The following is a 24,746-nucleotide window of genomic DNA, read 5'->3' as shown; positions in this document are numbered from 1 at the left end:
TAGAACGCAATTTAAATCGAGCAAATTAGAACGCTTCCACTTACTAAATGAGAAGATTGAAGTCTGTCAGGAGAATTTATTTCCTAGGGGATGATTTTTTCTTCTTCTCTATACAAAATCTATCTTACGTATACGAAATAGAATTTACCTTAGTGAAACAACTGTTAGTTATCTGATTTACCCCGGTTTAGATTATTGTAGCGATTGCTATAGACTTGACAGTACCGGAATGACGACTAATGTCGGAGATCAAGCCCCCTGGCTTTATATAATACGAACGTTATAAAAAGGGAGAGGCGGTAATGAGCCTTCTGAAACAAAAAATAGAAAGAGAAAAAACATCCGGGAAACTGCTACTCCGTTTATTGATCCTAATGCTTGCGATCAGTGGATCAGCACTGTCCTTATCCGCAGCGTTTTCTTTGAAACAAATTCCGGATTCTATCGGTCCGGATGGAAGAAATATCTCCAGACAGTTCTTCCAATTTTTGAAAACTGCAATCATCAAAAACAAGTACGACGGAAGAGCGGAAGGTTTTCATAAATACCTGGACCGTTCCTTGGAAAGATTCGAATTAAAAAATCTTTTTAATTCTGAATACATGAATAAGGATGAGAACGGGCAACATTATGTTACCTATAGGGGAAGATTTGCTAACGACGGGTATAAAGTAAGTCTTGAAACCATACGTATGAAAGAAGTTCCGATCCCTAGTTTCGGTGACTTTACTGCTGAGTTTGCCTTAAAACATAATCCTAATCCTACTTACGGTGGGAATTCCTACTCAGGAAATCTGGATGTTCTAACTCATATGGGACCATTCACTCATAAACATGGATTGAGTGCTATGGATTCCGGATTACATTTTCTGGATGCGAATAATCTGAAATCTATCAACGCACCGGAGACCACTTCTTTCAAAAAAATTAAAGACCCAGAAGCTAGAAAGGCAATCAACGATTTCACTGAATCATTTCCTGCGCTTGCAAAATTTATGGGTTATTATTTCGGTTTGGATTCCCTGTTGAAGGTCCAACAAGACGGGAAACTTCCTGGAGTTACTGCTTTTGCATTCGAAGGGAATATTGAACAAACCTTGATGAGAGATTATCCGGATCTAGGCGATTATTTGGATGATATCAAATATTTAGGTTTTATTAAATTAAGAATTACCAATGTTTCCGGAAGGTCTTTGGCGGAATTTGCGATCGAATCCAAAACGAGAGAGATCCGCTTCAAGTTTTTCACATTAAACGGCAAAGTGATTCCTTATGATACTAAGGGAAATTTTTATCCTCAGGAAGCCTTTACGCTTAGTTCTCTTTCGGAATTTCCTTTCGTCGTGAAAGCAAGTTTAGAAGCGAACCTTTACGGTTTAATGCTCGAAAACAACGATGTTCAGCTATTAGGAAGATTCTCCAACACTGCTACTTCCGGTATTTTGAATCTAAAATTAACCAAAATAGAAGAGTTCGATGTGAGTGGTGCTTTCGGATATTTCGCACCTTCTTGGGCGATCAATATATTCATTCCTGGAAATTTACAGTCCATTATCTATGAGTTCACGGAAACTCTAGTAAAAGCAAATAATGGAAAAGGAACAAGTATCGTACTACGATGGGACAGAGATTCTTCCAGAACAACTATGAAGACTCATATAGAAACCGAGTTTTTAGATAATTTTTTCATCCGATTCGGTTTGAAAATATGGAATCATAAGGTTCTTCCGGGTGAAGATGCGAAGGATGATATTAGAGCGGTTCTCTCCAAAACAATCGATCTATTATTAAAAGGAATTTAACACTTTACGGATCGAGATTGATTCGATCCGATTGTGAGAATTATGCAAACAAATCAATCCGTATCGATCAGTACCCGCGTAGTCCAGATCTGTTTATTTTTAGCAGCAGCCATCGCAATTTTTGGCGGAAGTTTACAAATGTATTTAGGAGAACCTAGCGTTAGCGCCAGGTTGGATAATATACATAGATTCATGGCCGGAATCTATTTTTCGATGGGATTGATTTGTTTTTGGGCAGCTTATACGATTCGTATCCAAAAAACTCTAGTTTATCTGATTGCTTTGGGTATATTTATTGCTGCGCTTGGAAGAATATATTCTATCTCTATCGTTGGATTACCTGAGCCTCCCGAACTTTGGATCGGTTATTTAACTCCTGAGATATTACTTCCTATCATTCTTGTAATCGCCCAATCTAAGCGAAAAGAAATCCAATAAGGATCAATTTTTGAATGCTCGCATGTTTTATATGCGAGCATTATCCTCTCTTAAGATAATTTCCAAACATTCTCTTTTGCAGAATGCCCTTTTAATCCCCCTGCCATTTCCTGACTTAAAAGATTCTTTAAAGTAAATATACTTTTATAATGTAAGTTAACTTCTTCTGTCGGGATAGAAAAAGGAGGACCTGCCATTTTGGTTTGGTCATATTCGAATGTAATCAGTAGTTGAGGAGCTCTATTCGTGATTTGAGTTAAATGTACAGAATAACGAATTCTAGTTTCTTGGGGAAGGGCCACTAATGCAGCTCTATCATATACAGCATCCACAGGGCCCAAAACTTCTTTAGATAAATCGAATATATCTCCTACAAAAATATCAATACCTGGCGCGCTATACAGGATCAGTTTACCTAATTTGGAAATTTTCGGCTCTACTCCTAATTCTTGGAATAGCTGTTGGATTGCCATTTCGACGAGTTCCGCGCCCGCAACTCTGTATCCATTCGAAAGAAGCCAGGCTATATCCAATGTTTTTCCGCATAATGGAATAAAAATGCGGCTATCTTTTGCCAAAGAAAGTTCTTTAAAATATTTGAATAGAAGCGGGTTTGTTTCGCTTTCGTGAAAAGGGATATTGTTTTCTTTCCATCTACTTAACCAAAAGTCTTTTTCCATTTCTGATCCCTCTAGTTAGAACTTAATAAATTTGTAGGAGTTCTAACCAATGGTAATTGTTTTAGAATGGATTGCAACAAATTGGGGCGGGGAGACCGGTTGAAAAATTATTATAGTTGTCAAGCAAGATGAAAAATCAGTTCGCATGTGCGAACTTGCGCCCATGCTCGCAAATGCAATCGTATCTCCGAACCTTCGCCAAGCCCTCTCTTTTATAAAATAACCATTATTTTATTCTAAAATTTTACTGAACTACCGTATTTGGCCTATCCTCTCTCGCCAAACCGCCAATATATTTTTATATTATTAAACGAATTATAAAAATAAAATACAAATTCTACTTGCAAGGGGATTGTTTTTGGTCTCTTTAAATGTCGATGGAAATTTTTGTTTGGAAAGGTGATATCACGTCCATTCAAACGGATGCGATAGTAAATGCTGCCAATTCTTCCTTGGCAGGAGGTGGTGGTGTAGACGGTGCCATTCATAGGGTGGGCGGCCCAAAGATCATGGAAGAATCCAGGATATTAAAGATCAAAAAATATCCGAACGGTCTTCCTACTGGTCAATGTGTTCTTACTTCTGGAGGGCAACTTCCTACCAAGTATGTGATACATGCAGTCGGCCCTGTTTGGAAGGGAGGAGATTATCAAGAAGCCTCTCTATTAGAAACCTGTTATAAGAACGTTCTACAATTGTCTTCGGATCGTGCATTTGAATCGATTGCTGTTCCAAGCATTAGCACTGGGATTTATGCTTATCCAAAAGAATTGGCTGCCCCTATTGCGATCCGAACTGTTTTGGAGCATAAGGATCAGTTCCCAAGGAAGTTGATCTTCGTATGTTTCGATCAGGAAACAAAGGATCTATATGAGGAAATCCTAAATCAGTCCGGGGTAAATTTTAAAGAAGGGATCTCTTCCTTCTAATATATTAAAGACCTATTCCTGCCGCTTCTCCGCAGGTAGTATATAGATCCAATCTAGGATTAGAGCCATAAGCTTGGTCCGAAATCGCCGCTCCAAAATTTCCATTGATTGTGCTGTCGAATAGATTCGTATTCACGCAAGATCCTGAAGAATCATTACATTGAACGTTTGCCGGAGGGCTTGCTCCATTCGCCAAAGTATTCAGCCATGTGGCGAAATTAACTCCTCCACTATTTAAAGAATACATATCATTATAAGTAGTGATCGTATGAACATCTCCAGGGCCAATATAATATCTATAGTTGGTTTTGGTAGCCGCGTCTTTCATTTTAGAAACTGCCTGCTTGGACCAATCACAAGTAGTATAATCATTGGAACTGGAAGAACTTCCATCCGGGACTGAACTTCCGTCGCTGTCTCCGTAAATGACAGAATATGATTTTCCTGCTTGGTAAGGATCAGGAGTAGTTGCAGTCGAATAAGTTAAAACCGAATTATTGATCTTATTGATCTGTCCCATCGTATGATAAAAAAATCTTTGGTTACCATCGAATAATGCAGTGTACTGCCCTAAAACATCTCCTGGATATTCAGTAGCTACTTTTTTGAAGAAGTCATTGATAGAAGGTGAGCCACCGGTTGTATAATTTGCGCTGATCCCATTCACCCAAATCGGAAGATTCGAATTAGAAAAGCCGGTTCCGCTTCCGATCCCATTTGTTTCTACTCCCCAAGAACTTTCTAATAATGGAAAAAACGCAGGATTACTTAAGGCGTAGGCGGCAGTAGGCACAACTGCATTGGAAGCATCAGATAACATTCTTACTTGAGCACCTGAATCTATTGTGGTTACGGTTTCTCTAATAATCGGATAATTTAATATAGCTCCGTAACCTCCCGCGCTCTGGCCGGTCACGAAAACTCGGTCCAGTTGAGGATAAGAACTTTGGATAAATTTCAGAACAGAGATCACATTATCATAACCGTGGTGTTTGATGGTCCCACTTGTATAAGTTTTGTCCTTACTTCCTATATGTAGATCTCCGGTACAATACGGCACAAAAATAATATCATAATCCCTGAATGGGTTCTCGGCCACGGATTGGTCTATGACTCCCTTGAATATGAGGTCTAAGGCAAAATCTGGGATTACATTCAACTGATTAAAATAAGTGACGGTATTACTTCCGAAACAATTCGCATTGTCCCAACAAGCTCCTCCTCCCATAAAATTGATCAGAAGTTTTTTATTATTCGCTGCTACAGTTTTTCTAAAGAAGTAAAAATCCACATTTCCTTCAGTCCCACTACATTTCGGATCAAAGGTTGCCGTATAAGTGTAAGGCGTGGCTCCATGATCCACCTGGGTAGTAAATGTTCCAGGCTTTGGAGTGATCCTTGTAAACGGACTTGTAACCAGATCTACAATGGCTGCAGTGGCAAGGAGTTGTTGGGTATTGTCTTTATCTTTCGTGCAGTATATTTGAAAGAATAATAAGCAAATCGTTATCAGTCGGAGTTTCATAAAAGCCTGATATCGCCTTGAAAAAGGCGATATAGACTCTATTTTATTCCTGGTTTATAGAATGTCAAGGACCGAAGCAGGTCTCGTAAAGATCTTTCCCGTTATCGAACGAGTCCTGGGAGGTGGCTCTTCCTAGGGTGTCATTCAGGGAGTTTGACCCGAAATTTTTATCGGTGCATGGATGAGAGCCTGAACCGTCAGAACAATCTACAATTGAAGGAGATCCTACATTGGATACGATTGATTTTAACCATGTATTAAAATTTACTCCGTTACTTACGAGTCCATACATCGTATCGCTTGTAGTGATTGTGTGAATATCTCCAGGAGCTCTATAAAAATAGTATTTAGAACCCGTTGTAGCATTCATCGCATTATTCGCATTGATCGCCCAATTACAATTGGAAGGGGTATTGGAGGCGTCCTTCGGAAGGTCGGCTACATCTCGAGCGTCTCCTGGTCCGAAATAAGAACTGGAGTCTGAATAAGAAGAAGGTCCTGCTATAATTCCCATCACATTGAAAAACCATCTTTGGGTAGAATCAAATGCTGCAGTGTATTGCCCCACAACATCAGTCGGATATTTAGTAGTGATCTTACTGAGATAATCCTGGATAGAAGGGGATCCATCTAAGTAGCTGGCACCTACTGCCCAATCCGGCATATTCTGTGCACTTCCCCATTTTGTTTTTACAATGCCAGAGAAAAATCCATTGATCACTGCTCCGTTAGAAGCATCCGCCACTAAGCTGATCTTGTTGAAGCTTGGGAATTTTGCACTTTCCGAGAATACTTGGCGAATATGAGGATAATTTAATATTGCTCCGTATCCTCCTGCACTTTGTCCTGCCACTACTACGTCAGTTACCTGTGTGTAATTAGACTGGATATACTTTAAGACCGAAAGAACATTATCATGTCCTCTATGACTATAAGTAGAAGGATCAGGCGTAACGTATGGGTCGTCATAAGTAACATCGCTGGAACCTATATGAAGATCTCCCGTACAATATGGAATAAATAGAACATCATAATCTTTTAATGGATTAGAGGAATTTCCAGCATCCAGGATTCCCTGGAAAGCGACCTTAACGAATAGATCGGGTACATCATTTAGGAAATTGAAGAATGTTGTGGTATTCTTTCCGAAGCAGTTGTTATTGCTCCAACAGGCTCCTCCCCCCATAAAATTGATGAGCAATTTTTTATTATTTGCCGAAGCAGTTTTTCTGAAAAAATAAAACTTAGTATTCCCGGCATTTCCGAAACATTTCGGGAAATATGGCCTGTTATTTTGATAAGTGGTATTTGTGTTCGGTATGGAGATGGTTCCGTCTGTAGGTGTGATCCTTTCGTAAGGATTATAAAGAACTTCTGCTAAAACTGCGCCTGTAAGAGCCTTTGTATTGTCCGGTTCGTCTTTTTTACACCCGACAAAAAATAATATCGGAACTATAAATAGAAGAGATAGGTTTTTGGCCTGCATTCGTTTCATCCCCGTTCTAGAAAACAGTCGAATTGTTTTATATTTTCCATTTAGACTGACGCAATTCTTTAAAGATTCAAGCCCTTTTCATTGTCGAAGAAAAAGAAAGATTTGAGTACTAGGGGCGAACCCAGAAACTGGAATCAGTCCGATTATTTTTTGAATCGAAGGTGAAACGTGGATCTTTTTGATAATTTGGAAGAAGTTGAAGGAAGTATTATACCGGTAGACTCCATTCTTCCCCCTGAATTATTCTTGGTGCCTATCAAAACCAGACCGGTATTTCCAGGGATCATTACTCCTCTGATCGTTCCAGGGGGAAAATTTGCAAAGGCTGTCGAAGAAGCCTTAAAAGGTAATTCTTTCATCGGACTTGTTCTCCTAAGGGATGAGGAGAACGAAAAGAAAACGGAAGAGAATATTTACGATTACGGAGTCGTTGCCAAGATCTTGAAGAAGGTAAATCTTCCCGACGGTGCTGTGAATATACTTATCAATACTGTTCGCAGATTCAAGGTAGAATCTTTTTCTTCCGTAGAACCTTTGTTGATAGCAAAAGTAAATTATCCGGAAGAAGAGCCAGGCGCTTCTAAAAATACAATCAAAGCTATGATGAGAACCTTGCTTATCATGACAAGGGAACTCGCTCAGAATAATCCTCTTTTTACCGAAGAGATGAAACTAACAATGCTGAATGTGAATGAACCTGGTAAGATGGCGGACTTTGTATGCAGTATTTTGAATATAGAGAAGGAAGATTATCAATCCGTAATAGAGTCCGTGAATCTAAAGGATAGGATCGAAAAAGTTTTACTCTATCTGAAAAAGGAAATCGATCTGGTTTCCCTCCAGAGAGAGATCCAGGAAAATATCCAGGATAAAATTGATAAACAGCAGAGACAGTTTTTCCTAAGAGAACAATTGAAAGCCATCCAAGCTGAACTCGGTCAAAAAGAAGGTAAATACGAGAAGAAGTATGAGAAATTCTTAGAAAGACTTAAAGTTATCCCTGCAGATCCGGAAGTAATAGAAGAAGTAGAACGTGAAATGGATAAGTTCTTCTATACGGATCAAAACACTGCAGATTATAACGTCATCCGAAATTATTTAGATATTATGGAAAGTCTTCCTTGGGAGGCTGCTCCTTCTCGAGAGATTGATCTAGAAAAAGCCAGAAAAACTTTGGATAGGGATCATTATAAGTTAGATGATGTAAAAGAAAGAATTTTAGAATTTTTAGCAGTGAAGAAGTTAAAGCCGACTGAGAAAGGTTCCATTCTTCTTTTAGTAGGACCTCCTGGAGTAGGAAAAACCTCTATCGCAAAATCTATCGCAGAAGCTATGGGCAGAAAGTTTTTTAGATTTTCTGTAGGTGGAATGAGAGATGAGGCAGAGATAAAAGGGCATCGTAGGACTTATATTGGCGCAATGCCGGGTAAGATCATCACTGCATTAAGAATTACTAAAGAAAAAGATTCGGTAATTCTTTTGGATGAAATAGATAAACTTGGTCTTGGAATGCAAGGGGATCCTGCAGCTGCACTCTTAGAAGTTTTAGACCCGGAACAGAATAAAACTTTTAGAGATCATTATTTGGATCTTCCATTTGATCTTTCTTCCGTATTCTTCATTGCTACAGCAAACACTTTGGATTCTATTAGTAGAATACTTTTAGATCGTATGGAAGTGATCAATCTTTCCGGTTATATTACGGATGAGAAAGTCCAGATCTTTAATAAACATCTATGGAAGAAGGTCCTGGAGAAAAACGGGATAGAACCATACGGTATCCAAATAGATAAAAAGGCAGTAGTATCTCTGATCGATCATTATTCAAGAGAGTCGGGAGTGAGAGGTCTTGAAAAACAATCCGATAAATTGGCAAGAAAACTCGCACTGCAGATCGTAAAAGGGGAGTCATATCCGAAACATATAGAACCTTCCGATGTGGAAAAACTTCTAGGAGTTCCTAAATACACGGATGATAGAATGACCAAACCTACGGTTCCTGGAACAGCTTTAGGACTTGCTTGGACCTCTGTAGGAGGTGCGACATTACTAATCGAAGCAGTTTTCGTAAAAGGAAAAGGCGGGATACTTCTTACCGGAATGATCGGAAAATCCATGGAAGAATCTTCCAGTATCGCTCTTAGCTATATTAAAAATCTATTAGGTAGCGAAGAATTATTCACAGAAAAAACGATCCATCTTCATGTTCCTGACGGTGCGACTCCTAAAGACGGACCAAGTGCAGGGATTACAATGGCAACGACCATTCTTTCCTTGGTACTAAACAAAAGGATCAAACTTGGATTCGGTATGACTGGAGAATTAACCCTTACTGGAGAAGTTTTAGCAATCGGTGGTTTGAGAGAAAAGATCGTGGCAGCAAAAAGAGTTGGAGTCCATAAGATCATTTTTCCTTCGGATAATAGGCCTCAGTTAGACGAAATACCTGATTATGTGAAGAAGGGAATGGAATTCTTTCCAGTTTCTAGATTCGAAGAGGTTGCTAAAATTTTATTCGAACCGAAAACGATAGATGGGATTTTAAAACCTAAAACAGAACAAGTTGTAGCGGCGAAGAAGACAAAAGTCTCTCCTAAGAAGAAGGCAGCACCTCGTAAGAAGAAGTAAATCTTCTATATTTGCCCCATTATGACGGGTCCTTAAGTAGATCAAAATAATTTGCTTTTTAGGACCCGTTTCCGACGCTGTTCGGAGGAGACCATAATGGGCGTACCTTTCATAGATATTAAAAGATTCGAGCCGGGATTACTAGAAGCTTGGGAAGATAAAGTAAAAACTCTCAGCAAGAACGCCTCCTTTATCGGAGGAGAAGAAGTCGCATTATTAGAAAAAAATCTGGCAACAACTGCCGGGACCAAATATTCGATTGCATGTGCAAACGGAACAGACGCGCTTCAATTAGCGCTAAGAGCCTTAGGAGTAGGAAAGGGAGACAAGGTATTAGTTCCTGATTCTACTTTCTGGGCAACATTTGAATCAGTGGTAAACGTAGGTGCTGACCCTGCTACAGTAGATACAAATCCAGACGATCTGCAAATGGATTTCGAAGAATTCAAAAAAGCGCTCGAAGAAGTAAAACCCAAAGCAGCGATCATTGTTCACCTATACGGTTGGGGAAGTTCCAAGTTAGAAGATTACCGTAAACTTTGTAAGGAAAAAGGAGTTTTCTTATTAGAGGATGGAGCTCAATCCTTCGGAGTTTTGTATAAAGGAAAACCTATTTACCAAGACGCATTGATCACCACTACTTCTTTCTATCCTGCAAAAGTTTTAGGCGGGGCAGGAGACGGTGGAGCGGTTTTCACGAACGACGAAGAACTTGCAAATAAAGTAAGAATGCTCGGAAACCACGGAAGAACTTCTCATTACGGTTACGGAGATGTGGGTTGGAATTCCAGAATGGATACTCTTCAGGCTGCATTCTTAAATTTGAATATTCCTTATTTAGATGCAAGGATAACATCTCGCAGAAAGGCTGCTGAAAAATATTACCAAGTTCTTCCAAGTTTAGGAGTGAATGTAATCCATCCTCCGAAAGACTTTCAAGAAAACGGATATTGTAACGTTACTCTTTTTGATCCTGCGGAAAGACCGAAGATCCAAGAAGTTTTAAAAGGAAAGGGGATCGGTTTCGCGGTTATTTATCCTGGGGCAATGAGTGATCAACCCGGAGCAAAACCGTATATCGTAGGTAAATTCGGAAAAGAACATAGAACCGGAAAGATCTGTGATTCAATATTAAATTTTCCTTTATTTCCTTACATGACTGATTCCGAACTGGAAGAGGTTTTTGCTGCGATTAAAGAATACAAAAAGTAAGATCCTTAGATGGTCTGAAAAATGTAAAAAAGCCGCTGGAAACAGCGGCTTTTTTATTTTCTTTCTCGCCAAAATCGGAAAAAAATCATCATTATTCCGAAAGAAATTAGATTGCCACTGTCTAAGATTTAAGTTTAGAATGATTCTAAATTGACCAAACTAAAAAGGAGATAAGTATGAAACCGAATATAGGAATCCCGGAGAAGGATAGAGAGGCCATCAACCAAGGCTTGCAAAAACTTTTAGCAGATACGTACTTTTTATATTTAAAGACTCACAACTATCATTGGAATGTTACCGGACCCTTATTTAATACATTACATTTGATGTTCATGACCCAATACACTGAACTTTGGAACGCTTTGGATCTGGTTGCGGAAAGAATTCGTTCCCTTGGTTATCCGGCACCTGGAACCTACAAAGCATTTTCCTCTTTAACTTCTTTAAAGGAAGAAGACGGAGTTCCGAAAGCGGAAGACATGCTAAAAAATCTTGTAGAAGGACATGAAGCAGTGATTAGGACCGCAAGAGCAATCCTTCCTTCTGCAGATTCGGGAGGGGATGAGGTAACTACTGATCTTCTTACCCAAAGATTGGAGATCCATGAGAAAACTGCTTGGATGCTCAGAAGTATGTTGGAGTAGAATTTTAGAATATTCTGAAAAACAAATATTTCGGGGAGAGTTCCCCGAAATAAGGACCCGGAGAGATCGATCTGGTATTCGATCTTTCTCCCCGGGCGTAGAGAGTTAGAGAGTGAGGATATACTCCACTAGATCATCCACCTCGGTTGCAGAGGCAGAACACCATGGGTGAGGAGCGGCAGGCATTCCGATAGGCTGGGAAGTTCCCAACTCTTGAACACCGTATTCTCTTCTCATCTTCTGGTAATCCCAATAGTACCAATCCGGATCCCAAGGAACAGTTACGAAATATTTATGCCTTTCGATGAATCTGTTTCTTTTTGTTCCAGCGTCATTATTGGGAGATTTAAATGCTCTAAACACGTCCGACTTCCTGTTTTGAGGAGGATAAGGTTCCGGATGATCCGGCCCGCCCAATGCAGGAGAAACAGGTGCGTGTAAAGTATAGTACTGGTTATAAAGAGCAGATCCTTCCGTGCATCGAGCAGGATTGACCAGGTCTTCTAAGTTACGAACGTGACCGTCACTCAATAAACCTCTATGCTGCACCCAATACATATCTCTTAAGAAAGTGGCTCGAATAGATTGTTGTTGTTTATGATAAATGGTCGGTGCGAAAAATCTTCCGACTTCGTTTATTTTAAACATCTTCTCGTTCGAGTTCAAACCCACTTTATCATTATGACAAGATCCACAATCTCTTTGGAAGGTTGCTTTTCCTCTTGCAACTGCAGCAGCAACACCTGGTTGGTTTTCCCATCCGGCTTGGACGAAAGCCCCTTCTCCCGAATCTGCACCAGCTTGAGCGATCAGTTTACCTTTGGATTTTAACCAACGATACATCCCGACTTGTCTAAGAGCCTTATCGTTTTGGTCCAGCTTAGTCATATAAGCAGTAAGAGCTTGTAGTTCTTTCGCATACATTGCACCTGTAGCTCCATCAGGTTCTTCTGAATGGATATAAGAACCTTCGAATCCTACGTAAGATTCTGTATGAGAAAGGGATCTTCTAACTCCCATATAATTGGTAACGTTCGGAATTGCGATTGGAGAGAACTCATAATCGTTATCCGTCTCGCTACCTTCTCCTTTGATACGGATCAAAGAGTGTTCACCTGCTCCTTGAGGCATAACGTAGATCAACATTGTTTTATCCACGTCTTTAGCAGAAGAATCGAAACTTGGTCCCGGTTCACTTTCTTTGATTCCTTTAAAATCTCCCAATAGAGACCATTTCATGGACCATTTAGGGTTCGGAAGTCCAGGTATCACTTTTGTTACAGTGTTTCCGGGAGAAGCTTCATAAGTGATCTTGTATCCATGGCAGGAAGCGCAGTTGAATCCAATCCATTCTCCGTTACCTGTGTATGGATGAGATGCTTCCGCATATCTATAACCTGCCCAGCCACTATTCTTAGTGTTCCCTTTAAATTTTTGGTCTCCTCCCAAAAGTCCAGGGATTGGAGTAGGTTGAGGGTAACGATCGAAGTATACGGTGTCGATCGCTGCGGAAGGAACTTGTCCTGAAACTGTTTGGTAAGCACCGAATAAAAGAAGTGGGTCCGCAGTGTATCCCGTAACAGGATCTTTTGCTTGGTATGCGAAAATTTTCTTCCAATCCAAATTTCGGATCGCATGAGCTACTCCGATATTGAAGTCGTAAGACCAGAAAATCTTTTCGCCGAGTGCTATTATGGAAGCAAAGCCAGGGTTGTTCACATTTACTTGTAGAGGAACTGTTCCCTTCGCATTGCTTAAGATAGAAACAACGTCGCATTTATGTTTGAAATCTTCGTCGGTAACTCGTCGAGTTTGCGCATCAATGACGTTATGTGGTTGTCCTGGATGAAGTAAAGAATCGTTGTATCCGACTCTTTTTTGGATCTGAACGACGAGAGGACCTGAGGTTGTATGTTCCGGTACCTTGAATTGGATTTGGGTATCTGTCCAAGCTAGGATATACTTGCTCCAACTATCCAAAGGTTCGTCCACTTCGAAGTTCACCTGTTTGGTGATGTCCAATCTCTGCTGGAACATTCTCAGATCGGTTTCCAGAATTCTGGTATTACCGATCATAATTTTAGAAAAGTCGATTTCTGGTCCAGATCCGAAACCTGTTCCTCTAAGTGTGATGGTTTGGCCGGGGCTTAAAGAAGGAGTTGGGTACGCCGGCCCATCCGTTACAGTCTGCCATACAAGATTTCCATTTACCAACACCGATTGTAGTACCGGCTCCGGGAAAGAAGATGCGGACACTGCGCGAATTCCTTCTCGGATCGGATCAAATTTACATACTTCTTCCTGGTTTGGGAACTCTGTAAAAATTCCTACAGGGCAACCCGCAGCTAATACAGCCATTCCTAACAAGGCGTACCGCAAATAACGTTTTGCGGCACGTATTCTTTGCATTTCCATTTTTCCGCTCCCTAGTCCGGAACACAAAAATCCCGGATCAGTTCTGGCGGAGAAGAATACACCATAATAAAAATCGGGTCGTCCGAACCACGGAATTCGAACGTTCGAGTTTCATTATTCGAACAGTTGTGTAAAAATCATGATTTAGAAAATAAGTAAAATATAAGAGAAGAGCGGGTTCGGTTCTTGAGAAGGACGGAAAATGCAAGTGTTCGAAATAAAAATTTTTCACTTATTTTATTGGATCTCAAATCGTTCTAATCATTGATTTGGATGAGAACACTTGACAAGCCTTGGTATTTTCTTAATATACCGCCTATGTTAAATCCCGAAGTGGTAACTCCTTTATTCTACTTCGGAAGTGGCCTTTCCTTTTTATTGGTGGTCCAAAAGTTAATTCCACCTATAAAACGCAGAGAAGACAGGATTGGAGCCCTTCTGTTTCTTTCGTTGGGGATCATACTATTCACAGTTGCGAATGTGGTCTTGGAAATAGACAGGACTTATCCACATGCAATCTTCTTATTACTCACTTCTTTTTCAGCTATCGGGCCCTTATCTTTGCTATATACACATTCTTTGATATACCCAAATCAGACTTTATACAGGGACATACGACTTCACTTTCTTGTGCCTGGTCTCTTTTTGTTAGGTGAATTACTTTTTTTCGGAAGACCTTGGGATTCTATTATCTCCGACTTGGGAGACTTTAGGAATATTAGATATAAACATTATCTTTCTTGGGGATTTTTTCTAACAACCGCACTTACTACCGCTTACTTCGGATTTAGATATAGAATGTTATTAACTGTGATCTCTATTCCGGAGTTAAAGTCACAGATAAGATTTATTTTTATTCTGGCGACTATCACGGTATTTGCAATGTACTCGCTTGTATTCGGATTCATGTTCGGACTGGATATTTTATTTAGAGTGGGTGGGCTTCTTGTTACAGGGATAGTGACTCTTCTATTTTTGGCTCCTTCTAGATATCCGGACTTTTTTGCTCCTTTGACTAGAGAGGTGAGAAAGAAGAAGTATGAAAAATCTCTTCTGATTGGTTTGGATTTGAACTTATTAGAGCTTAGGATCCAAGAATTGATGAGAGAAGATAAACTGTATAGAGATCCTGAGCTGACTCTTCATTCTTTGTCAGAAGACTTGGGGATCAAACCATATCAGTTGACTGAATTTTTAAATGAACATCTGCAAACGGGATTTCATAATTATATCAACGGATTTAGGATAGAAGAAGCAGTCAAACTTCTGGAAGAAAAATTGGATCAGGACATTCTTTCCATCTGCTATTTTGTTGGATTCAATTCTAAATCCTCTTTTAATGACGCGTTCAGAAAGGTGACCGGAAAAACTCCTACTCAACTTCGTCAGAAGAAGTCGGATATTCCTGAAAAACAGAATTTACATACAGCCCGCACTGGAGTTCCTCCTCTGGGAAAAGGATTGGGAGGGATGGTGGAACTGGGCGATGGCGACCGGATTTCCGTAAAAAATCGCCCGATTAAGGCTGAAAATCGGTAAAGAGAAGTATCCATTCTTCTCCATTTCTATCGTACCAATCTTTTTCCGAATAGTAAGTCCCACCCAAGGTCTCTATTACTTTTTTCATATATGGCTCGCCTGGATCAAAGTCCTGTGCATCCAAAAAGATAGAGCCTCCCCATTTTTTCTTAGCCTGAGTATGGGAGAATACTCCTTTTAGGGATTCGATTCTTTGGTTATTCAAAGGGATCTGATATTTTTGGCAAAGCTCATGAACAAGTTTTGAAACTGCAGTAGTCTGTGCAGGGTTTGCAAGTAACATCTCGGTGTCCTTGCCCACGATCTCTATTTGGAAACAATTTCGGTTTGTGCCCGTAGCTGCCGCAGCCATATGAAGCGGAGAATCCAACAATTGGTAGATTTTTCCGTCCTTATCCGCGAGGAATGTGGCTGCTAAATTCCGTTTTTCTAATACTCTAAGAGTTCCGTCATAATCATTAATTGCAGTAAAATGTAATACGACACAATCGGCGGTGATTGCGCCTCTATAATTGTATTTAAGTCTTTTTTCTTCAGGAAGAAGTCCATCTGCAGTTTTTTCGATACTATCCAGTTCCGCTTTTGGAGTAGGAGTTACACTTCTTCCCTTATCGTAACTTGGTTCTTTGACTTCTCCGTTTTGTCCTACAAAAGGTTTTTCTTTTCGAAGTACCCATTCTCCATATCTATCCTTCCATTCCATTTCGGAGAAGTAGGAACCTTTTAATTCTTCCAGGAGTGCTTTTAAGACATTTTCATTTCCGCAATCGCTTCCATTTAAAAAACCGCCGAATTTCTTTTTGGCCTGGCTATGTGTGAATATTCCGGAACGGGAACCCACATCAAAATTTGTAATTGGTATCCCGAATTCTTGGGAAGTTTTTGCGATAGCATATAATAAGGATTTTTTTTGAGCGGGACGTTTGAGTATATCTTCCTTATCTCCTTCCCAAGAAATATGGACCATACTTGCGTCTGTTTTCGGCGCGGCTTTGATAAGAGAAGTTCCGGGATCTTCTACCCCGTATATTTTGCCTTTTTTATCTACTATATAATGTACTAACCATCCGGAATTTGCACTTTTTGTAATATAGTCTTCGCTGGAAAGTCCCTTGGTATGATGGAGTAGTATTCCGCTTACCTTTGTCTTTTTACGAAGAATAGAAAGAGAAGTTGTACTTTTATCTTTAGGCAATAACTGAGAGATCGGATGGATAGGAGAAGCAAGTTCTGCGATAGAAAAGTTCGTCTCCGGAAGGGAAGAACAACTAGATATAATACAGGTAGTGAGTAATAGAAGGGCAGTTCTCAACATCCTTTCTCCGTTAGTTTTTCTTTTAATAGAGAAAGGTCCGATCTGACTCTTTCCAAAATGGATTTCGCTTTAGTGTGTTTGTTCAGAAGATACTTGTATTCAGGGACGGCTCGGTTTTTTTCCTCTCCGAAGTCCGGCTCTAAAGGAAGTGTTTCCAAATCTCTGAGAGAAGATTCTGCGTCCGTTCTGATCTTGGTCCAATTCGCCGTATAAGAAGAATAGATTTCTTTAGGGAGTTTATCTTTCGAAACCTTGATACGTTCTTCCATTTGAGGGAGGTCTATCTTTAAGAATTCACTTAATGCCTGGGAATCTTGGACCAGCTCTTCTAAAATTCCGCTTAAATGTTTTTCAATTGCCTGCCTTTGCGTGTGGATTGCCTTTTTAGCTCTTCTGAAAATCCGCAGCATTGCCAAGGCAGAAAGTATCAGAACGGATAGAAAGACCCAAAAAGAAAACTTTGAAATGACCCAACGGAATCCGGGAGAATCGAACCATTCTTGAAAATAAAAGGCTGAGCCCCCTAAGGCCAACAGGATTAAAAATAATACGAGAGCAAGAAATCGCCTCATCTCTTTCTCATTTAGGAAAAGGTTTTCTTTCTGTCAAGGTCAAGACGGGCCTTCTCGGAGCCGAAACTAAATAGTGATGGATGCTTCTGCGAAACATTTAACTTCTTCTTCCCGCAAATCCGACCCACCTAAAGTCGTGAATCTTGGATTTTATCGGATCAAAAAAACTCTTAGGGAAGAAGGTTTCGAAGTAGTGGAAAAGGCAGACGGCAAGATCACTCTAGTTCTTAGAGTGAAAGACTAAGGCGCTGATTCCTCTATCGTAGGCAGTTCATCCGAAAATTCTTTTGGTTCGGGTTTTTTAGGGACCAAAGTATCTCCGCAGCTTTTTTTAAGAAGGGAATCTATTTTAGATTTTTCTGCAGAGTGGGGAAGTATCCGTAAATAGATCCTATAATTGCGAACAGCTCCAGGACAATATCCCGTCTTTAAATATAAACTTCCCAATAATCTTCTGGCACCGGGATGAGCAGGTTCATGTTCTATGATCTTTGTGGCGAGCCTCATAGATTTATCCGGATTTGTTTTTGCGTTCTTCTTGGATTCGTCCCAGGTTTTGATCAGCTCTTCTTCGTATAAATAATAGAGTTGGTTATTTCCCATCTCCAATACTCTGAATACGATCGCGTCCTGGGCTCCGCTCTTACATACTCCGAACCAGATATCTTCTCCGCTATCCGTCATTTTGTTTCCGCGGACTTTGATGAGATCACTTCCGTCCAAACATCCTGCCATCTCATATATGTCTCTCATCGCAGCAGGTGAAACTGCGAGTAAAACTCTGAGTTGGTTTCCGTAAGAAGCGATATCATCTTCCGGCATTGCATCTTCGGGGTTGATTACATTGGGAGAATCATTGAATATTCGTAACTTGATAGAGGATTCAAGGACCCAATCAGGTAGATCTAAACTTTTTATAAATGCGTCTTTTGGTTTCCAGAATGATCGGATGGTCTCACAGGAAGAGAAGGCGAAAACCTGGACTCCTAATAGGATCAGGAATATGCAGAATTTGGATTTGAAAGCTTCTTTTCCGGTTGCCACTCAGGGTAACTTGTGTTTTCTCGATATAAGAAGCAACCAGGAAACAGATGCCTCAAGAATTGAAAGCCAAGCTGGACGGAAAGGGACAAAAACATTGTATTGTTGTCTCCCGTTTTAATGAATTTATAGTCGAAAGCCTTTTGAAAGGTTCGATAGACGGACTCCATGCGACAGGAGTCGAAGATAAAGATATTACTGTGGTAAGGATCCCGGGAGCATATGAACTTCCGATCGTAGTATCCAAAGCCGCTCAAAGTAAAAAATACGATTCCATCATTTGTTTAGGCGCAGTGATCCGAGGAGCTACTGCTCATTTTGATTTTGTTGCCGGAGAATCTGCAAAAGTAGGTTCTATTGGAGTGCAACACTCAGTGCCTGTGATTTTCGGAGTTTTGACCACGGATACAATTGAGCAAGCCATCGAAAGAGCTGGTACCAAGGCAGGTAATAAGGGCTATGAGGCTGCTCTGACTGCGGTGGAAATGACAAATCTTCTTAAGCTTCTCTAATCTATGTCTTCTTCCAGAAGGAAGTCCCGCGAAATCGCATTAATGGCATTATACCAGTTGGAACTGGTGAATTCCGCACTGTCGGAGGTCCTAAAGTTCCGTTGGTACGACAAAAAGATAGAAACGGAAGAAAGGGATTTTGCTGTTTCTATCATAAATGGTGTTGTGAAAAACGCGGAAACAATCGATACTCTCATCAAGAAATACTCGAGGAATTGGGATTTTGCCAGAATTTCCCCGGTGAACAAATGTATTCTACGTTTGTCCATTTACGGGATATTGCATTCCAAGGAAATTCCACCCAGAGTCACCATCGACGAAGCGGTCGAGTTGACTAAGGAATTTGAAAGCGAGAATTCGGTACCGTTTATTAACGGGATCTTGGATTCCATCCTTCAGTACGAGACGAACCGACATGGAAAACCCGATCCGCAAGAACCGAATCTTCCTGGAGACGGAAGAACCTAAACCTTCTTACTATTACGGAGACGAACCCGAAGAGTTTCGTCCCAGACGTCGTTATAATCCGACTGCATTTGCATGGGGAGCGCTTGCTGCATCCCTTCTTCTTTTGATCGGTCTTGCGATTTGGTATTCTTTTTTCAGAGAAGGTAGACAAGGCTTTGGCGCAAACGGAGTTGCAGACGGCAAATCTCCTTTGATGCCTAAGGGAAGTCTTGCCCAAGAATTACAAAGACCTTATCTTCCAGACGGAACGAACAATCCTCTTTTAACTAAATGTGTTACTTTATATAAACAAAATTATAGAAAGCAATCATTCGATTATTGTACGGAATTTTTGACAGGTCCAGCGACTAGTCAGGAGAAGTCATTGGCTTTGACCGTACTCGGAGTGATTTACGATGAGGATGGAAGATTTCCTCAAGCTATAGATTCATTACAGAAGGCAATCACTCTGGATGGAAATAACGTATACGCATATTATAATTTAACTTTAGCTTATGCTCATAGTGGCCAAAATTCTGCTGCAAGAAGTACTGCTCTAAAAGCAAGAGAGATTGCGCCTAATGATCCGCGTATTGCTCTTATGGCTGGAAATCTTTTTAATGAGATCAATGATCCGGACGCTGCTATAGATGCGTATAAGCAGGGCCTTTCCACTTCTCCGGATGATCCTTATCTGACTTATAACCTTGCATTAAGTTATTTTAAAAAAGGTGAGATCCCGCAAGCGGAAGAACATTTCAAACTTGTATTGATGAGAGCCAGGGGTGGAAAACTTGCAGCTCTTTCTAGTTCGTATCTTGGAAATATTTCTTATAATCGAGGAGATTACGTTTCCGCCGAGCATTATTTTAGAGAAGCGGCAACTATAACTCCTAACGATGCAAAGGCATTGTACAATCTTTCTATCGTTTTGAAGAAGAATGGTAAGTTAGAAGAATCCGTAAAATATCTGGAACTTGCCAACCAAGCGGGCTCCAATGATCCTGAATTATTCCGTTCCATTGCAGAAGGTTTCGAGCAGCTGAACCAAGGAGAGCAATCTATTAATGCACTCCAAAAAGGACTGAAATATAATCCAAATAATTTGGATCTATTATTCCAGCTTGCAGAAACATATTATAATAAAGGTGACCTTCTCGCAGCAGAAGAAACTTACAGAAGGATCGTAGATTCCACACCTGGGGATAGTTTTACCGAGACTGCATTATTAAACTTAGGTGTTGTTTTGGACCAAATGGAAAGATATGGAGAGGCAATCACCTATCTGAATCGAGTCCTGGATCTGAATCCTAAAAATGCAAAGGCGTATTATAATTTAGGTCTTGTTTATAAACATACAGGCAATGGGACCCTAACAATCGAGAATTTCCGCAAGGCATCTTATTTGGATCCGGATGATATCAAACCTAAGGAGGCCTTGGGTGATTATTATCTGGAAAACAAATTTTATAGAGAAGCGATAGAGGAATACTCAACACTATTTAAACAAAAAGAAGATTACTACAAGGTAGCCTTAAAACTTGCAGAAGCATATATGGGTACTGGAGAATCTTCCAGTGCAGAAAAAATCTTATTGCAAGTGTTGAATCGATCCAGAAATTCAAACGAGATCAAACAAGCGCATAAAAAACTTGCTCTTCTATACAATAAATCCAAAGACCCTGATATGAAAAACAGAGCGAAAGACGAAGCGTATCGTTCCGCTCATATGGATCCGGAAGATTATGAAGGTCGCTTAGTTCTTTCTAAAATTTTATTGGATTCCAATTCCGTTTTGGATCGAGAGAAGGCGATTGAAGAATTAACTGCTATTGTTAAGTCGGAAATAAAACCCAAAACTGCATCCACTGCCTATAACTATCTGGGCGTTGCATATTACAAGAACGGAGAATATAAAAAGGCAGTTCGTTCTTTTCAAAATGCAATAGACTTAGATCCGTCCAATACGGAAGCTTACGATAATAAGCGTGCCGCGACGGCAGCATTGGAGGATTCCTCCAAGAGGGACGGTCTTTTCTGAAAAGAATTCCATTCTTTTGCCTGGTTCTATTCTTCACTTTATATTTCGGCGGAAGTATTTTCGCCGAAGAACAAAAGGATCCGTTTAAGGAATCCGTTCTTTCCAAAGGAAGATCCCAATCCAGAGCTATATCCGAGATCAAATCCAAGAATCGTTTGGATCTTGTAAAAGAACTTCCCAAAATTATTTCAGAACCAGATGCGAGAGAAGATAGTATCTTCGCTTCCTTGGCACTTTTTTCCGAGTTAGATGACCTGGACACTCTTGCTCCATATTGGGCAAACGAACTCGATACTGTTTTTAAAACCACCCGAAACACCGAGATCCAAACTAGGATCTTAGAACTCGCAGATCGTAAAAAAGAAAAAAGACTGATCTATGCAGTTATTGCAGGTCTTACTCATACCGATTTTGAGGTCAGGCAATCTTCTTATAGATATGTGCAAGGGATTAAGGATGACAGGGCGATGCCTCATGTTCTGGATCTTGCAGTTTCCAATAATCCGGTTTATAGGGAATATTTTTTAGAATCTGCTATCTGGATCAAAGACGAAAGAGTTCAGAACCTGATCAACAAATTCGCTACAGACGATATTCCTGCTCTTCGTAGAAGATTTTTTACAGTATTAAATAAAACGAATACACCTGATAACCGCGGGAATATCCCTCGGATGGCTGCTTCAGATCCGGATGAGGATGTACGTCTTCACGGCTTGGAGATCCTGAAAAATAGAAAAAGTAGGCAGTATATTTCTCTTTTCTATAAAGGGATTACAGAGCCGAATCCAGATCTTAGAAAAATCTGCACTGAAGCACTATTTTATCTGAATGATAAACAAGGAGCTAAATCAGTTTCTGAACAATTAGTAAAAGAAACTGTTCCAGGACTCAAAGCAAGATTGATCGATCTACTCTTGGAGCTTGGCGCTCACGGTGGTGGTCAGGGATTACTTACCGTTCTTGATGGAGACAAAGACTCAGGTCTTCGTTCTCGTGCGGCAGAAGTAATGGGAAAACTAGGATTTAATCCTGGAACCAATGAGCTTAAGCGTATTTTTGAAAAAGAAAAAGTAAACGAAGTCAAACTTTCTCTTTTAAAGGCTTTGGGGGAATTAAAGGATAAAACTTCTGTTCCGGCACTTATTTCTTTTGTCTCCAATAATAAAAAAGAATATCTTCCTCTTCGTTTGCAAGCGATCGATACGGTTCGTATCATCGGTGACCCGGAATGTTTGCCTGCATTATTTGACGCTTATGTAATAGAAAAAACTCCTGAAGTGAAGTCCGAAATGGAGAAGGCTGTCAGAGAGATCATTTCTATTAAGGTCTCTAAGTAAAAGGCTCAAAGCCGCGGAGTTTTAGGGATGAGAGTTTTACTTCTTCTTATCTTATGCATGATTTCCTGCAAAACTACTTTAGAGCGCAAATATCTAGTAAATGATTCCTGGGATAAGAAGGAAGGAAGAGCGGAACGTTCCGAAAGAGAAAGGCTCGCGTATGATGTCCGGGTTTGGGAAGTCAGAGGTGAAATCTTAAAAAATATATTAGAAGACCCTAATAATAATACGACTATTTCTAAATCTAAAGAAAGTCTTCTGGAGTCGGATCTTGGCTGGGATCCGAAGGGTAAACGGGTGTTTTTGGTGGATATTCGTCCTAATACGATCTATCGCCCAGTGGATACTTTAGGAGAGATCGGTATTCGTTTAGGGGAGTGTGAAGGAAAGGACAAGATAGAATTTCCTTATACGTATTATTTTTTCCCTGTGGAGACCGGTGGGGGAAGAAATGGTAAAAATCAGATCACAAAATACAAATTCGAAAATTCTAAACCTTCTTCTTCCTCGGTAAAAGTGAAACCTAAAAATTCTTATGAAGAAGAGACTAAAAAGGTTTTAGCTGCGTTTCCAGAATCATGTTTTCAAAAGGGCCAGAATCCGCTGGAAGTCCAGATTTTGAGTTTTGAACTTTTTACTTTTAGGTTTCTGTTCGAGTATTGAAGCGGAATGTTGGAGTTCCAACATGTGATAGGGTTGCCCCCACCCTGCGTTGGGATTGGGGGGAGTGGCCCGTGGGAGAGCTCCTTTCCCTCTATCATATTTCCCTAAAACTTACAACAAAATTTCCTGTCACTCTTCCTTGTTGGAATTCCAACATTTCAATCAGATATATTGCTTTAAGTATTCTTTTCCTTTTAAGTGGCTCGGATATAAAATAGGAAATTCCACTCCTGTGCGTTTTCTCTTTCTGCGGTAGGCCTTACTGGAATCAGTATAAACTTCGTATTCTGATTCGACTCTAAATAATAGTTTTTCCCAAAATAAGAAATGATTATCTATGAATTCTTGTCTTACATCTTTGGCCCTGGAAGTTAAAGGACATTTTGTTTGGAATTCCTGCATAAATACTAATCCAACTAAAACTCCTCTCGTATCCAAATACGGCTCTAACGGAAAAGTTCTGCAGCTAATGGAGCGATTTTCTCTTTCACAATGAGCCACTCCCTTACATTCGCAAAATGTAATTTTCCTATGATCGTACACCGCAAATTCTTTTTTTTCTTCCCTTGTCATAGGAACATATGCTTTCCATAAGTCCGTCCTTTTGGATAACATTTCGTATTCCGCTTTGTACAATGCAGGGAGTGCATTGTCCGCTTGGCAACATACGGGGATCCCTCCGTTGGAAGGGGCACATAAACTTCCGCAGTTATATTCAGTTACTTCTTCTTGAAGTAACGTATAATAATATTGTATTTCGTCTTCTGTTAAGGCCTTAGGGTCCGATGTCCGAGACTTCTTCATTGTGTTCTATTTCTCTTTTTTTCTCTCTGCGGGAGATCACTCTTTCTAAATAAAATACTCGGAACAGAGTATATGCTGTTCCCATAAACGTACAGGAAAATAAGAGTCCCCATCTACGATAGAAAAGGTCTGCGCTTGTGGAGAGCCAGCCGTTTTTTTGGAATACTACAAAAACGAGAGAAGAAAGTACCAATATAGAAAAACAGGCCAATATAAAATATACTGTGGCTCTGAATATCCAGAGTTTATCTTCTCTCTCGTATTTTAACATTAGGAATTGTTTGTATAATCTTTCATATTCCTTAGGTGTGGAAATCTTTTGGACTTCGAAATATTGTTCGAATTCTTCTGGCACACCTTCTGGATCTGGAAGTACCAATTCATAGTCCAAGGAAGAATCATAACGTTTTCGTCTTGCAGGATCTGACAGATGATAGTATGCCTCTGCTCCTTCTCTTAATTCCGCTTCTTTCCAAGGCACCCAAGAATGTTCTTTTAGATTTTGTACATATCGATGAAAAGCTTCTTCCACAGCTCGGGGAGAGGCATCTCTGGAAAGGTCCAATAGTACATAATAGTCCGTTTTACGGCTGAGTCCTGTTCCGGATCGATTCATTTGATTCGTCTTTAGAAGAATTCTGATTATGATCCTATCTCAGCAGGAAAGGAAACTTTTTTTTAATGTTTCGAGCGGGTTGACAGGGTCT

At 40.1% G+C, this 24,746-nt stretch carries 22 protein-coding genes; 13 read left to right on the top strand and 9 right to left on the bottom strand.

The window, feature by feature from the left end; all coding sequences use genetic code 11:
- The first annotated feature begins 302 nt into the window (after nt 1–302).
- Nucleotides 303–1,802, top strand: a complete 1,500-nt coding sequence (locus CH377_RS07415) for a hypothetical protein (protein WP_100723174.1) — start codon at nt 303–305, stop codon at nt 1,800–1,802.
- A gap of 42 nt (nt 1,803–1,844) precedes the next feature.
- Nucleotides 1,845–2,240 (top strand): DUF4345 domain-containing protein, encoded by a 396-nt coding sequence (locus CH377_RS07410; RefSeq protein WP_100723173.1) that lies wholly within the window; start codon nt 1,845–1,847, stop codon nt 2,238–2,240.
- A gap of 50 nt (nt 2,241–2,290) precedes the next feature.
- On the opposite strand, the gene tmpT is transcribed toward CH377_RS07410, so the two are convergent.
- Entirely contained in the window at nt 2,291–2,920 is a 630-nt protein-coding gene (gene tmpT, locus CH377_RS07405) for a thiopurine S-methyltransferase (protein WP_100723172.1), read from the bottom strand.
- A gap of 371 nt (nt 2,921–3,291) precedes the next feature.
- Here tmpT and CH377_RS07400 point away from each other — a divergent pair, with 371 nt between their 5' ends.
- Entirely contained in the window at nt 3,292–3,849 is a 558-nt protein-coding gene (locus tag CH377_RS07400) for an O-acetyl-ADP-ribose deacetylase (RefSeq protein WP_100723171.1), read from the top strand.
- Nucleotides 3,850–3,853: 4 nt separating this feature from the next.
- On the opposite strand, the gene CH377_RS07395 is transcribed toward CH377_RS07400, so the two are convergent.
- Together CH377_RS07395 and CH377_RS07390 are read right to left on the bottom strand one after the other, a co-directional pair.
- On the bottom strand, nt 3,854–5,374 hold the full coding sequence (locus CH377_RS07395; protein WP_100723170.1) for a pectin acetylesterase-family hydrolase: 1,521 nt from the start codon (nt 5,372–5,374) through the stop codon (nt 3,854–3,856).
- Between the two features lie 64 nt (nt 5,375–5,438).
- Nucleotides 5,439–6,860 carry a pectin acetylesterase-family hydrolase gene (locus CH377_RS07390; RefSeq protein ID WP_100723169.1) on the bottom strand — a complete coding sequence of 474 codons (1,422 nt, stop codon included), beginning with the start codon at nt 6,858–6,860 and terminating at the stop codon, nt 5,439–5,441.
- A 177-nt stretch (nt 6,861–7,037) separates the two neighbouring features.
- Between CH377_RS07390 and lon the strand changes: the two genes are divergently transcribed.
- From lon to CH377_RS07375, 3 genes are all read left to right on the top strand, one after another.
- The gene (gene lon / locus CH377_RS07385; protein ID WP_100723168.1) at nt 7,038–9,497 is read left to right on the top strand and encodes an endopeptidase La; all 2,460 of its coding nucleotides are present in this window, start codon (nt 7,038–7,040) and stop codon (nt 9,495–9,497) included.
- Nucleotides 9,498–9,593: 96 nt separating this feature from the next.
- On the top strand, nt 9,594–10,709 hold the full coding sequence (locus CH377_RS07380; RefSeq protein WP_100723167.1) for a DegT/DnrJ/EryC1/StrS family aminotransferase: 1,116 nt from the start codon (nt 9,594–9,596) through the stop codon (nt 10,707–10,709).
- Nucleotides 10,710–10,885: 176 nt separating this feature from the next.
- Nucleotides 10,886–11,353, top strand: a complete 468-nt coding sequence (locus CH377_RS07375; protein WP_016543993.1) for a Dps family protein — start codon at nt 10,886–10,888, stop codon at nt 11,351–11,353.
- Between the two features lie 105 nt (nt 11,354–11,458).
- Here CH377_RS07375 and CH377_RS07370 read toward each other — a convergent pair whose 3' ends face one another.
- Nucleotides 11,459–13,762: a hypothetical protein gene (locus CH377_RS07370; RefSeq protein ID WP_100723245.1), complete on the bottom strand. Its 2,304-nt coding sequence runs from the start codon at nt 13,760–13,762 to the stop codon at nt 11,459–11,461.
- 324 nt (nt 13,763–14,086) lie between these two features.
- Between CH377_RS07370 and CH377_RS07365 the strand changes: the two genes are divergently transcribed.
- Nucleotides 14,087–15,307 carry a helix-turn-helix domain-containing protein gene (locus CH377_RS07365; RefSeq protein ID WP_100723162.1) on the top strand — a complete coding sequence of 407 codons (1,221 nt, stop codon included), beginning with the start codon at nt 14,087–14,089 and terminating at the stop codon, nt 15,305–15,307.
- Here the strand turns inward: CH377_RS07365 and CH377_RS07360 are convergent.
- Together CH377_RS07360 and CH377_RS07355 are read right to left on the bottom strand one after the other, a co-directional pair.
- Nucleotides 15,288–16,622, bottom strand: coding sequence for a peptidoglycan recognition protein family protein (locus CH377_RS07360; RefSeq protein WP_100723161.1), 1,335 nt, complete (start codon nt 16,620–16,622; stop codon nt 15,288–15,290). The genes CH377_RS07365 and CH377_RS07360 overlap by 20 nt on opposite strands.
- Entirely contained in the window at nt 16,616–17,194 is a 579-nt protein-coding gene (locus CH377_RS07355) for a hypothetical protein (RefSeq protein ID WP_100723160.1), read from the bottom strand. The genes CH377_RS07360 and CH377_RS07355 overlap by 7 nt, the downstream gene beginning before the upstream one ends.
- Before the next feature lie 73 nt (nt 17,195–17,267).
- Here CH377_RS07355 and CH377_RS19685 point away from each other — a divergent pair, with 73 nt between their 5' ends.
- A complete protein-coding gene (locus CH377_RS19685; RefSeq protein WP_165780463.1) occupies nt 17,268–17,438 on the top strand; it encodes a hypothetical protein in 171 nt (56 codons plus the stop codon).
- Here the strand turns inward: CH377_RS19685 and CH377_RS07350 are convergent.
- Nucleotides 17,435–18,238, bottom strand: coding sequence for a tetratricopeptide repeat protein (locus CH377_RS07350; RefSeq protein ID WP_100723159.1), 804 nt, complete (start codon nt 18,236–18,238; stop codon nt 17,435–17,437). The two genes, CH377_RS19685 and CH377_RS07350, sit on opposite strands and share 4 nt — an antisense overlap.
- 47 nt (nt 18,239–18,285) lie before the next feature.
- Here CH377_RS07350 and ribH point away from each other — a divergent pair, with 47 nt between their 5' ends.
- Genes ribH through CH377_RS07325 form a run of 5 tightly spaced genes read left to right on the top strand, consistent with a single transcriptional unit; the run spans nt 18,286 to nt 23,235 of the window.
- Complete coding sequence (gene ribH / locus CH377_RS07345) at nt 18,286–18,747, top strand: 6,7-dimethyl-8-ribityllumazine synthase (protein ID WP_100723158.1); 462 nt, start codon at nt 18,286–18,288, stop codon at nt 18,745–18,747.
- A gap of 3 nt (nt 18,748–18,750) precedes the next feature.
- A complete protein-coding gene (gene nusB, locus CH377_RS07340) occupies nt 18,751–19,215 on the top strand; it encodes a transcription antitermination factor NusB (protein WP_100723157.1) in 465 nt (154 codons plus the stop codon).
- Nucleotides 19,163–21,235, top strand: a complete 2,073-nt coding sequence (locus CH377_RS07335; RefSeq protein ID WP_165780467.1) for a tetratricopeptide repeat protein — start codon at nt 19,163–19,165, stop codon at nt 21,233–21,235. The genes nusB and CH377_RS07335 overlap by 53 nt, the downstream gene beginning before the upstream one ends.
- Nucleotides 21,236–21,291: 56 nt before the next feature.
- Complete coding sequence (locus CH377_RS07330; protein ID WP_207797607.1) at nt 21,292–22,572, top strand: HEAT repeat domain-containing protein; 1,281 nt, start codon at nt 21,292–21,294, stop codon at nt 22,570–22,572.
- Nucleotides 22,573–22,599: 27 nt separating this feature from the next.
- The gene (locus CH377_RS07325) at nt 22,600–23,235 is read left to right on the top strand and encodes a hypothetical protein (RefSeq protein ID WP_100723153.1); all 636 of its coding nucleotides are present in this window, start codon (nt 22,600–22,602) and stop codon (nt 23,233–23,235) included.
- A gap of 162 nt (nt 23,236–23,397) precedes the next feature.
- Here the strand turns inward: CH377_RS07325 and CH377_RS07320 are convergent, their stop codons facing one another.
- Both CH377_RS07320 and CH377_RS07315 read right to left on the bottom strand, forming a co-directional pair.
- Nucleotides 23,398–24,039 (bottom strand): hypothetical protein, encoded by a 642-nt coding sequence (locus CH377_RS07320; RefSeq protein ID WP_086446026.1) that lies wholly within the window; start codon nt 24,037–24,039, stop codon nt 23,398–23,400.
- The gene (locus CH377_RS07315) at nt 24,011–24,655 is read right to left on the bottom strand and encodes a J domain-containing protein (protein ID WP_100723152.1); all 645 of its coding nucleotides are present in this window, start codon (nt 24,653–24,655) and stop codon (nt 24,011–24,013) included. The genes CH377_RS07320 and CH377_RS07315 overlap by 29 nt, the downstream gene beginning before the upstream one ends.
- Nucleotides 24,656–24,746: the final 91 nt, after the last annotated feature.

The organism is Leptospira haakeii, assembly GCF_002812045.1.
In the GTDB taxonomy this organism is placed as follows: Bacteria; Spirochaetota; Leptospiria; order Leptospirales; family Leptospiraceae; genus Leptospira_B; species Leptospira_B haakeii.
The sequence above is the reverse complement of the archived record's forward strand: the minus strand, read 5'-3'. Positions and strand labels throughout refer to the sequence as shown.

Bases quoted from the DNA above. Each gene is read 5' to 3' on its own strand.
- CH377_RS07375 (WP_016543993.1), top strand. From the start codon at position 10,886: ATGAAACCGAATATAGGAATCCCGGAGAAGGATAGAGAGGCCATCAAC.
- nusB (WP_100723157.1), top strand. From the start codon at position 18,751: ATGTCTTCTTCCAGAAGGAAGTCCCGCGAAATCGCATTAATGGCATTA.
- CH377_RS07415 (WP_100723174.1), top strand. From the start codon at position 303: ATGAGCCTTCTGAAACAAAAAATAGAAAGAGAAAAAACATCCGGGAAA.
- CH377_RS07380 (WP_100723167.1), top strand. From the start codon at position 9,594: ATGGGCGTACCTTTCATAGATATTAAAAGATTCGAGCCGGGATTACTA.
- CH377_RS07390 (WP_100723169.1), bottom strand. From the start codon at position 6,860: ATGCAGGCCAAAAACCTATCTCTTCTATTTATAGTTCCGATATTATTT.
- CH377_RS07365 (WP_100723162.1), top strand. From the start codon at position 14,087: ATGTTAAATCCCGAAGTGGTAACTCCTTTATTCTACTTCGGAAGTGGC.
- CH377_RS07335 (WP_165780467.1), top strand. From the start codon at position 19,163: ATGGAAAACCCGATCCGCAAGAACCGAATCTTCCTGGAGACGGAAGAA.
- CH377_RS07410 (WP_100723173.1), top strand. From the start codon at position 1,845: ATGCAAACAAATCAATCCGTATCGATCAGTACCCGCGTAGTCCAGATC.
- tmpT (WP_100723172.1), bottom strand. From the start codon at position 2,920: ATGGAAAAAGACTTTTGGTTAAGTAGATGGAAAGAAAACAATATCCCT.
- CH377_RS07400 (WP_100723171.1), top strand. From the start codon at position 3,292: ATGTCGATGGAAATTTTTGTTTGGAAAGGTGATATCACGTCCATTCAA.
- CH377_RS07355 (WP_100723160.1), bottom strand. From the start codon at position 17,194: ATGAGGCGATTTCTTGCTCTCGTATTATTTTTAATCCTGTTGGCCTTA.
- CH377_RS07320 (WP_086446026.1), bottom strand. From the start codon at position 24,039: ATGAAGAAGTCTCGGACATCGGACCCTAAGGCCTTAACAGAAGACGAA.
- CH377_RS07395 (WP_100723170.1), bottom strand. From the start codon at position 5,374: ATGAAACTCCGACTGATAACGATTTGCTTATTATTCTTTCAAATATAC.
- CH377_RS07370 (WP_100723245.1), bottom strand. From the start codon at position 13,762: ATGCAAAGAATACGTGCCGCAAAACGTTATTTGCGGTACGCCTTGTTA.
- ribH (WP_100723158.1), top strand. From the start codon at position 18,286: ATGCCTCAAGAATTGAAAGCCAAGCTGGACGGAAAGGGACAAAAACAT.
- CH377_RS07325 (WP_100723153.1), top strand. From the start codon at position 22,600: ATGAGAGTTTTACTTCTTCTTATCTTATGCATGATTTCCTGCAAAACT.
- CH377_RS07360 (WP_100723161.1), bottom strand. From the start codon at position 16,622: ATGTTGAGAACTGCCCTTCTATTACTCACTACCTGTATTATATCTAGT.
- CH377_RS07315 (WP_100723152.1), bottom strand. From the start codon at position 24,655: ATGAATCGATCCGGAACAGGACTCAGCCGTAAAACGGACTATTATGTA.